6 protein-coding genes are annotated in these 7,896 nt (G+C 40.4%); all 6 read right to left on the bottom strand.

Features of this window, described 5'->3' with window-relative positions; translation table 11 throughout:
- Positions 1-333 precede the first annotated feature (333 nt).
- The 6 genes from GZ996_RS09610 to GZ996_RS09585 all read right to left on the bottom strand — a co-directional run bounded on the left by GZ996_RS09610 (position 334) and on the right by GZ996_RS09585 (position 7,892).
- Entirely contained in the window at positions 334-1,629 is a 1,296-nt protein-coding gene (locus GZ996_RS09610; RefSeq protein WP_202922619.1) for an ISLre2 family transposase, read from the bottom strand.
- A gap of 144 nt (positions 1,630-1,773) precedes the next feature.
- Positions 1,774-3,405 carry a relaxase/mobilization nuclease domain-containing protein gene (locus GZ996_RS09605; protein WP_162011950.1) on the bottom strand — a complete coding sequence of 544 codons (1,632 nt, stop codon included), beginning with the start codon at positions 3,403-3,405 and terminating at the stop codon, positions 1,774-1,776.
- Positions 3,399-3,788 (bottom strand): plasmid mobilization protein, encoded by a 390-nt coding sequence (locus GZ996_RS09600; protein WP_162011949.1) that lies wholly within the window; start codon positions 3,786-3,788, stop codon positions 3,399-3,401. Before GZ996_RS09600 ends, GZ996_RS09605 begins: the two co-directional genes overlap by 7 nt.
- A gap of 234 nt (positions 3,789-4,022) precedes the next feature.
- The gene (locus GZ996_RS09595) at positions 4,023-4,460 is read right to left on the bottom strand and encodes a hypothetical protein (protein WP_162011948.1); all 438 of its coding nucleotides are present in this window, start codon (positions 4,458-4,460) and stop codon (positions 4,023-4,025) included.
- A gap of 70 nt (positions 4,461-4,530) precedes the next feature.
- Positions 4,531-7,638, bottom strand: coding sequence for a PBECR4 domain-containing protein (locus GZ996_RS09590; RefSeq protein ID WP_162011947.1), 3,108 nt, complete (start codon positions 7,636-7,638; stop codon positions 4,531-4,533).
- Positions 7,638-7,892, bottom strand: coding sequence for a hypothetical protein (locus GZ996_RS09585; RefSeq protein WP_162011946.1), 255 nt, complete (start codon positions 7,890-7,892; stop codon positions 7,638-7,640). Before GZ996_RS09585 ends, GZ996_RS09590 begins: the two co-directional genes overlap by 1 nt.
- Positions 7,893-7,896: the final 4 nt, after the last annotated feature.

Here is a 7,896-nt window from a genome sequence, read left to right as displayed (position 1 = left end):
GTATGTGTCTAAATTTTTGGGAAAGTCCAACTACCCCTTACAACCTAAGAAAACTCTATGTTCTTTATCCGAAAAAAGACTGAAACAAAGTTTTTTCCTTTGCCTCAGTCTTGACCTTATTGTTTACTCTATGTTACAATACTGTTTGACTGATTAAGCAAATCTCCACTTTGTCTTAATCGGTGGTGTAGGAGTGTCTGCTCCTACACCTTTTTTTGTTTTCTAACACTTTTATTGTACCACCATTTAGGCAAAAAAGCAAGGATTTCCTCACCAATTCATACCAAAAAGACCCCTAAAATTTACCCTTTTAGGGGGGCTTGTAAGAATATTCTAAGACCTACGCCTCTGCTTAATAATCCTAGCCTTATGCGGGAAGTGATTGACAAGGTGACCAGCACTAAAGCGCCTGTCTTTGTAGACTTCATATCGTTTACGCCAATCGCCGAAAAAAAGGTCTTCTAATTGTTCTACCCGTTCTAAAAGTATTATTTTAGCCATAGCACAAGCTCCTTCAATGGACCAGTACATCCCCCTATGCTTCATGCGATAGGTTATTTTACGGTGTTGGCTTTCCATAACCCCTATTCCACGTGGGGATAGTCCTCTTAGTTTAGCTGGTTTGGTATCCTTGAAATGTCTAAACAACTTTTGACGAAAAGCCACGAAACGCTCATACTCTTCTTCATTTTGAACCAGGGACTCAATCGTATCAAATACAGTCACAAGTAACGGCTTTTGGTGGGTGTGAATAGCCTTGAAAGCCAAATCTGTAAGGGTGGTCGGGTACAGCTTCAGGAAGTTCTTTAGCTTCTCGTTGAGATGGTAGGCATCCCAAAAGTGTTCGTGGTATTTTATCCCTAAAGCCTTTTTAATTTCTTGAAAGACTCGCTTGGTGTAGCCCTTTCCGTTGTCTGAATTTGTGATTAGAATAGTCTTGTCCGTGATTTCAAAATGGTTATAGAGATAATCTAGAAGCTCCTCCTTAGCCTGGTCATAATTAACATTGATAATCTCATGTTTATTTTGCAGGATATAGCGATTGTTGCCGATTTTCTTAGCCCCTGTATGAATAAGAAAATGGGCCAGGTCTGTGTTGTGACGTTCGTCTCCTCCTGAAGTGGTCTTAACCATCACCCCATCCCCTTCCAGGTAGATTTTGCCTGCCTGGATTTTTTGGGGTTGTTCCCCCTCCAGATAAAAGTGATACCGTTCTTTCTCAGAAAAGAGCCTTCCAGCAGTCTTGACCGCTTTTAAGACGGCATCTTTAGTCACCTCAAAACGGTAAGCAACCTGGATTGTCCGACAGACCTCACGGTAGGATAGAACAGAAGCATGTCTAGCCATGTGAAAAATCAACTCAGGGGAATAGCGCATATATTTCTTCAACCCCAGCCAATCGTCTACAGGATAACAGGTTTGACTTCCCTTGCGCCAGCGACTTCTAGAAAAAGTCATCTCGCCAAAGGTAAAGATAACCGTCCGCTCACTTGCATCCACTCTCTTGTAACCTTTCAAACGCATAACAGTTGCCACCTGTTCATCATATTGGTTTACACGTTTTAGGAATTGTTCCTTACGATGCCGATCTAATTCTACGATAAAAGCTTTTTCATCAAATCCAATCATAAATCTATTGTACCGAATTTGAAAGATTTCTGAAAGCTACCATAGAATTAGTAGTTGCAAAATGAAAAAAGCAGGCCAGGAGCCTGCTAAGTGTTAGAGCAATTGCATAATCTATTTTACCACAAAAATAGAAGTTTATATTTTTTAACGTTCCCTATCCTCAAAACGTTGTTTTTCAATCGCTTCACGTATTTGAGTGTTATCACGTACCTGTCTGTAAGTCGTGTACTTATTCAACGTCTTATCAAAAAATTCCTGTAATGCTCCTCTTTCAATTTCAAATTGCTGAATAAGTTGCGTAACATCTTCTAAGCTAATATCTTTAGGAACTCCTAACTCTTCTAATAGTTCTATTGCAGTTAAACGATTTTCTGGCGTTTGCTCCAAGGCAAGTAATGCACCTTCAATTTTATGATAGCGTGCCAGCCTGTCATCCAAACGTTGTAGTTCTAAATTTGTCTCCTCAATTTTTTGATTAAAGCGTTCCTCCAGATGTCGGAACTGGGTGCCATTTGTAACACCATGCTCCACTAAAAAATTGTACTCATTGATCAATGTGCACATGGACGAAATATAAGGATTTTTAGTAATCATGACGTCACCGTTTTGTTTAGCAAGTTGTCTTGCAAGAGTTGTTCCCATCATATAGCGATTTTTAACAGATTGATCCGGATTAAGAAAATAAAAATAGTCTCTCTCTTTGATATAAATCGTATAGTTACCATCTTCCTGCTTGTCAACTTTATGAGCAGGCACTAAAATTGTTCCACTATTCAACGCTCCATAATCCATCTGCACATAGATACCTTGCTTACTTTCCTGTTCCACTTGCCATGCCTCAACCGTTAATTTCAATTCAAAATCATTCTCTGTTTTGACTTTTTGAGTCTGATACTGCTCTTTCATTTCAGAGACATCAAGCACAACTTCATTAAGGGCGATACAATCAATAATTTGTTTTAGAGAGTACGTCCCTTTTTTAGACAACGTATCATCTCTGACATTTCTCTGTTGAGGTTCATCAATCAATTTATACTTGACATACTTTCCACTAAAATCAATCTGTAAATCAAGAGCAGCTGCCTTCTCCTTAAAATCTTCTAGTGATAGTGACTGCTTCAACAGAAAGTCTAGACGTTGTTTAATTTCAAAACGGTAATTCTTTTGACGTCGCCAAGCGGAATACTTCGTGTAAGAATTTTTCATAGTCGGCTCAATAATTTTAGCTCCATATTTTGCTGCATGCTTATCAGAAATGGCTCTTAAACTTTGTAAGGTTTTCTTCTCCCAACGAAATTTTTTTAGCGTTGAGGTATGTGTCGTGTTTAAAATAATATGGTTGTGCAGATGATTTTTATCTGTATGAGTTGCAATAATAAATTCATAATTCCCACCTGTTAACTCCATCATCGTTTGTCTGCCAATCTCATGTACTTGTTCCGGAGTAAGGTCATCTTCCGGAGAAAAAGACTGGATAATATGATGCGCTAACACCTGCTTTCCTGACGATAATTCTTTAAGATCATCATCCCCTTTTTTAAAGGCTGCTGCAAGCTTAGTCATAATCATTTCTTCATCAGCAACACTCACATCCTCTATGCCATGTCCTGATACTAATTTCATTTGCATCTCTCCATTTTGATAGACTAAAGGGAAATCTAGCTGACTGTCGTTGGTATTTGTAACAAGAGTTTTAGCCTCATTCAAAATATAGTTAACAGCTCTTTTTAGATTAGTTGACGTTTTTATTTGGCTTGGCGCTTTAATAACTACCATTCTTCTACATCCGACCTCACTGTTCGTTTTCGTTCTTGCAACGCTCTCTTCTCTGCATGAGATAGTTGCACTGAAATCAATTCTTTAATCTCATTCAAATGTTGTAATACTTGAGACATTTCCTCTTGACTAATAGCTTGATTTTCGTTAGCATGTTTCGCAATTTGGTTGATATTACCTCCAATTCGATTGACAGCAACACGTAGATTCTTCAGCTCGGAAAAATCAATACGCACAACTTTCCCTTGAATGATTTGATTTTTAGCATAGTATTGAAAGGTTGGTGCATTCATCTGCTCCATTGCTCGTCTCACCTGTGCATATTCATGATTTGTAAAAGCTACTTTCTTGATAATTGGACGTTTCCTATTTTCTGTTCTCATCGCTTTATTCCTCCACTCTCTTTGGATGATTTTTCTAGCATTTCCATGGTTTCCTCCCGACCCTCTTCCTTCCGGCAAGCGTAGCATTTGTGGACACAAATGCAAAATTAAAAAAGGTCAGAGAAGGTCAATCTTACGATTTTCCTTCTTACCTTTTTCAGTTTTGGGGAAATCCCCAAGCCCCTAAGTTCTGCCTCTCTATCCAGAGAGGCAGAACTTTTTTTGGCAATAATTCTAGCCAAAGGGCTTTAGAATTTTCTCCCAAAGTGATGGCTTCTGCTCAATTTTTTCAGTTGCCTGTGTCTGACGTTCTGAAGCCTGCTCTTGTTCTGAGATAAGTTTTTTCTTCAGTTCTTCCAGCTGGTTTTCACTAAGTGGCTCAAAGAGTGACTGGCCAATTTGTAGCTCCGTTAATAGTATGTTTTCATCACGGACTACCAGGAAATCTTCGTCACTAATTGTTTTCAGGAGCTGAATATTCTCATCCTGCCAGCTCACTAATGATGCATCAGTCTGATCAAATAGTTCCCTATCTACTAGTAATTGATCTAAAACCTCTTGGAGGGTTAGGTCTCTTGCTTCAGGGGAAATTCCTTGGACAATGTCACCGTCCATAAGTGGAATAAAGTCTGATAGGATGAGGTGAAGTTGGATTTCTTGTTGGTCTGTCATGTGTGTTGTCCTCCTTGTGGTGGGGTTGTTTTAAGTTTGACCTTGGGTGTCTTTTGGGTATCCCGTTCGGTCATTTCGAGAAACCCTTCTCTTTTTTTGAGCGAGCTTCTGCCTTTTGTTCTTGCTTGTGCTCCTCGAGGGACTTCTTGGATTGGTCCTTAAACTTTTGTAACTTCTGCTCAAACTGGTTCTGAGTTTGTTTCTCCTGATTAAGGCGTAACTGTTCCAACTGTTGGTCCATCCGAACCATTAAACTTTTAGCCTCTTGTTGGACAATATCCAGCTGGGCCTCCAGGTCTGCCAGGGTCTCTTTATCATCTGACCAACCTGCCAGATAAGCAAAGGAATAATCCGAAGTATCAATCCCATAGTAAGAAGCCACAACGTAAGCGACGCTCTCTGCTTGGAGCTCTGCTGTGCTCCTGGTCAACTGTTCTTGTTGGGGATTGTTAGTGTGGTGTAGCTCTGAGTGGGCTGTCTCATGAATAAATGTTTTTATCAGTTGAGACTTGTTCATATCGTTACTGCGTAAAACAATTTGGTGTTCTGTCACATTGTAATGACCTTTCTTATCTCCTGTCATTTCATCGAAGCGGACACTAACATCATTCTCCTTGGCAATAGCCATAAGGGCACGGTAGAGGTTTGCATAATCCAAATCCGTCAATTGTTCCTTCACCTCAGCAGCCTTTGGCATCGCCTTTCCTTCTGTCTGAGAGACATCAAAAGTAGTTGGTTTTAGACGGAACGTTAGTCCTGTTTCTGGCTTGCCATTTTTATCTAAGATGGGGTGCCCCTGTTGATCTTTCTTCACATAGGTTACTGGAATAATAACACTCAACGCTTTCTCTCCTCGTTTGACATGACGATCAAATTTTTTCCAAGTATTATAAGGAGCGAGGTAAGAAGCATCTGGTTTCTGAGCTAAAATCAAGCGTAAGTTTCGACTAGAGTATTGATTAAACTGACTCATTTTGGTCAGGAATTTTTTATAGTTTTCTGAGTTCAGGTAAGCTTTAATACCTTCTTTAAGGTGCTGATTAAGCCCTGTAATATCCTTATTTTTGATGAGATCAGCAACAGCAACACTACCTGCAACAAAGAACGTTTCTTCTGGCTCAAGAGTATTTTCATCTTCCCTTTTAGAGCTTGGTGTTGATCTAAAATCATAAGGATTGGTTCCTTGTTTTAGTTCCTCTTCATCTGAAATACCATCACCATCTGAGTCCCGCTTAGCAGAAAGTTGCTCCATTTCTTCTCTGTAAGCCTCTTCTTGATAGCGGCTAAACTCATCATTTTTTAGAATATCTTCAAACCGTTTTCCACCATCTTTTACATACTCTTCATTGATAGACAGTGGGTCGAGTTGACCATCACGCTGGCGATAAACAGCAAGAACAATATTTTCTTTTCCCTGAAGACTTTCAGATAATTTTTCTTTCATTCGCATGACTGAAGCGGGGATACCGACACCATCAACATCTCTAATGGCGAGTAATAAATCTTCGTCATTAGTTTTGATCGCCTGAGATAAGTCAATCCGATTGAATTTTTCAACCTCCGATAGATCGTTAAAGACAAAGGATTGAGACGATAAGATATCTGGTAATAAAGGAAGAACCATTGATTTATCCTTAATAGCATGAGACACTTGGATATTGCCATAATCTCCAACGCCTCGGGCAAAATCATAAACCACTTGTTTCATCTCAACTCCTTTTGGTGAGATACCAGTCAAGTGAGCGAAGTTTTCATCAGAAAACTGGACACTTAATTTTCCTAACGTCTCTCCGTCTTGATACAAATACGAGATGGTACTTCCCGATAGCTCCCTTAAGTACCACTGAGCCGTTGCTTGTAAGCCTGGGGCAAATTTATTAAGCCTATTTAATTCTCCATTGGTAATAACATGATACCCTGGTTTTATGGTTGACATTCTCTCATCTTTAGTGGTAAACTTTAAGTGAGCAATGACAGGAAAATCAGGTTGTGGTTCGTCCACAACGGGCTTCGATGCTGCCCCAGGAGATAAGTCTCCTAAAGAATCGGGATTGCGATGTGAATCGCCCGCATTGCTATATGGCTCTTGACTTCGGTCAGGAGCTTTTTCTTTTTGTTCTGTCGTTGTTACTAGTTCTCGCCCCCTTTCTTTTTGCATTTGTAAATACTCATTCCAATCCATCTTTTCTTGACCATCACCTTTTGGTGGTCTAGCATCGATGACTGGAATATTTTTGTCTCTCAACTGCTCAATAAAATCACTTCCTGCTTTGTCCTGGTCAATAGCTAGGGTAACAAGGTTATGGTGGCTTTCTAGCTGAAACAGCTTCGTTAACCGAGCAGTCTCAGCTAGAAAATTAGAAGCCTGGGTCAGGTCTTTGGATTTTGTGTAATCTAGAGGTATTTCCTTGAGCACACCTCTTTCCTGGAGGGCTTCCATGGCATAGCGGGATAGAACCCCTTCTTTTAAGCCTTCCATAGCGACTAGTCTGACATTCTCTAAGCTGTCCTTATGGAGCTCGTAATAGCTCATAAGGTCAATCGGAGCTTCTGCCACCACTAAACGCTCAGGAGCACCAATAGAGACGTTTAAGCCTGCAATGCCTTCTGACTGGTACATGATTTGCTTGAGGTAGCCCTTACCTTCATGGCGTTCTGGATAAGGAACTAGGCCCTGGAGACTGGCCCCCACTATATTTTGGTTCTTGTCCAGGTACTTAAAGACCAAGACATCTTCAATAAAGCCGTCTCTATCCTTTCGTCTAGCCTGAGCTAGAACACCCTTCTCTAGGAAAAAGTCGATGGTTTCATCAGACAGTCCCCTGGTCTCCTTGAGATAGGTTCTGGCTTCTCTGAAGGTTTGTTCGTAAGGAGCTAAGCTGTACCTAAAGGGCTGCCTGATTTCTTCCCTAGGTTTTGCTTCAGGAAAGTTACCTGTCTCTAAGAATGTCATAGCCTCCTTATAGCTCACGTCACGCATTTCCTGAACCAGGTTTATGGTATCTCCAAAAGTTCCCCTGGAATACCAGTGCCAGGTGTTTTTTGTGGTATCGATTTTGAAGGAATCGTGCTCTGTCCAGTAATATTCCTTATGAGACGACCGTTTCATATCCATTCCAAGGCTCCTAGCCACGTCTAAAATAGCTAGGGATTTTGCTTGTGCTTTAGTAAAAACCATTAAATCTGTCCTCCTACCAGGTGTTTGAAGAGGTCATAGCCTTCAGGGGTAGCCTCTAGAGGGTGACCAATCAAGGTACCTTCTTCATCTCTTGTCACGAAGAGATGAGGAGATAGCGAGTAGAAAGTCTCTTCATCTGCCTGTTTCAATAATTGATTAATCACGGTGTATTCTGTTGCTAGGCTCTCTTTTTGCAGAGATAACACTTGGCTAATTGTCTCTAAAAAGCCAAGTTTTAGGTTTGGTGTTTCCATATCG

The organism is Streptococcus sp. S784/96/1 (assembly GCF_902729355.1).
Classification (GTDB): domain Bacteria; phylum Bacillota; class Bacilli; order Lactobacillales; family Streptococcaceae; genus Streptococcus; species Streptococcus caledonicus.
The sequence above is the reverse complement of the archived record's forward strand: the minus strand, read 5'-3'. Positions and strand labels throughout refer to the sequence as shown.